The following is a 2,418-nucleotide window of genomic DNA, read 5'->3' as shown; positions in this document are numbered from 1 at the left end:
TTTAACCCATCTTGCAGCTACACGATAAAAAAACAAGAAATATCGGCCTAAAAACAGGTTTTTTCAGCCTGATTTCTGTCGATTTTGGATTTTTGGTTTTGTAAATCACTGATAATCAATGATTGTCTTATTCTATTTTCATTTGTAGTCCTCTGGGGGGTATTGTATATCAGCGGATTAGGGATTAAATTGCGGCCATGTATTTCAAGGTATCCATGCGCACCAATCCTGCCACAGGGGTCTATTCGGGTTATTACCGTTTAGTGGAAAGTTACCGCAACAGTGATGACAGGGTTTGCCACCGTACTATTTTGAATGCTGGCTATCTGGACGAACTGACTACCGACCAACTCAACCTAATCCAAAAAATACTTACTTCAAAAGTCAACAACCACGGCAACCCCTTATTTGAGTTCCCTTATACCGAAGATGAAACCGTAACTCATTATGTCGATAAATTTTACGGGCGCATGGTTGCCGAAAAGCGCATCGACATTTTTGTTGAAAAGAAACCTTCGAAAAGCGGCAAAGACATACAGGCCATAGACATCAATAGTATCAGGAACAAGGATGTCAGGGAGGTTGGCGCCGAATGGATGTCGTACCAGGCCATTGGCCAGTTGCAAATTGCCCCATTTTTAGAAGGCCGGGGGTGGGCCCCCGATGACATAAAACTGGCCCAAAGCCATATTATCGGCAGGGCAGTTTACCCGGCATCAGAACTTGAAACCACCCGCTGGATGAGGGAAAACTCATCGGTATGCGAGGTAACGGGATACGATATTGACAGGGTTACAAAAGACCAGTTATACCGTATATCGAAAAAGCTATATGCTGAAAAAGAAGAGTTGGAACAGCACCTTTCGGTACGCACCAACGAACTGTTTGACATTGAGGATAAAATAGTGCTATACGACCTGACCAATACCTACTTCGAAGGCCGTAAACAAAACAGCCAACTGGCCAAATACGGGCGGAGCAAAGAAAAGCGCAGCGATGCAAAACTGGTGGTACTTGCCTTGGTTGTCAACCCCGAAGGGTTTATCAAATACTCTTCTGTTTTGGAGGGGAACATGGCCGATTCAAAAACATTGGGGGCAATGATTAACAAGCTGCGTATCAAAACCTCGGTATCGGCACAAAAGGCGCTTGTAATTATTGATGCAGGGATTGCTACCGAAGAAAACCTGAAGATGATTCGTGCCAAAGGCTATGATTATCTTTGCGTGAGCCGTTCGAACTTAAAAAACTACCACATAGGAGCAGGGGCAACAACCATAACAGTAACTGACAATAAAAAGCAAAAGATAGACCTGTGCCGGGTAAAATCGGAATGCAATACAGACTACTACCTCAAGGTAGAGAGCCATTCAAAAGAGATAAAAGAGCGTTCGATGAACCAGCAGTTCCGCTCACGCTTTGAAGCCGAACTACAAAAAATAGCCGACAGCCTTACAAAAAAAGGAGGCGTAAAACAGGAAGATAAAGTGCATGAACGCATTGGCCGGGCAAAACAAAAATACCCATCCATACAACGCTATTTTGATATTGAAACCGAAGTAAAAGAGGCAGTTGTAACCCGAAGAAAACAGAAAGGGACAGGAGCAGAAGCCCCGGAAGAGAAAAAGAAGATTGTAACCTCCATGAAATGGTGGATAAAAGAAGGGGTTGACATAAATGCCCGCAGCGGGGTTTACTTTATCCGTACTTCGCTGGAAGGCAACCCCGAGGATATGGTCTGGCAGTTTTACAACACCATACGCGAAGTAGAAGCCACATTCCGTGTACTGAAAACAGACCTGGATTTGCGCCCCATTTATCATCAAAAAGATGAAAGCACGATGGCTCACCTGCACCTGGGGCTACTGGCATACTGGCTGGTAAATACAGTCAGGCACCAGCTAAAAACAAAAGGCATCAACAGCGGGTGGAGAGAAATTGTCCGCACCATGAACACACAAAAAACAGTTACCACTTTGGCACAAAACGTATATGACCAGGTTATTATGATACGCCGCTGCTCGGAACCAAACCAAAATGTCCGAAATATTTATGATGCCTTAAAATACAAATACGCACCATATGTAAAACGAAAATCCGTAGTACACAAATCTGAACTCGATAACTGCCAATTCATTGATAAACAACGAATTTATTCCGGTTAGCTGCAAAGTGGGTTAAAACAAATACAATTGGATTCTAATATTCTATTTATTTCCGGTTCAGAATTAACTTTTTAACAATTTCGTTATTGCCAGATCTAATTTTCACAAAGTACATTCCGCTGACATGACCAGCTAAATCAATAGTTATTTTTTCAGATACGTTATATTCTTTTTGGAATATTTTTGAACCCGATATATTTGTAATAGTTATAGCAATGTTTTTATAAGGCCTATTTAATAAATCGAGATTAAC

2 protein-coding genes are annotated in these 2,418 nt (G+C 42.1%); one reads left to right on the top strand and one right to left on the bottom strand.

All coding sequences use genetic code 11. The features are described from left to right. Nucleotides 1-197: 197 nt before the first annotated feature. Complete coding sequence (locus tag WBM98_RS11000; RefSeq protein WP_424366070.1) at nt 198-2,165, top strand: IS1634 family transposase; 1,968 nt, start codon at nt 198-200, stop codon at nt 2,163-2,165. Nucleotides 2,166-2,211: 46 nt separating this feature from the next. Here WBM98_RS11000 and WBM98_RS10995 read toward each other — a convergent pair. Next, on the bottom strand, nt 2,212-2,418 hold a 207-nt coding region (locus WBM98_RS10995; protein WP_424366069.1), incomplete at its 5' end, for a T9SS type A sorting domain-containing protein.

Origin of the sequence: Maribacter sp. (genome assembly GCF_049667165.1) — a bacterium.
Taxonomy (GTDB): domain Bacteria; phylum Bacteroidota; class Bacteroidia; order Flavobacteriales; family Flavobacteriaceae; genus Maribacter_A.
This window is presented reverse-complemented; position numbering and strand designations above follow the sequence as displayed.

Bases quoted from the DNA above. Each gene is read 5' to 3' on its own strand.
- WBM98_RS11000 (WP_424366070.1), top strand. From the start codon at position 198: ATGTATTTCAAGGTATCCATGCGCACCAATCCTGCCACAGGGGTCTAT.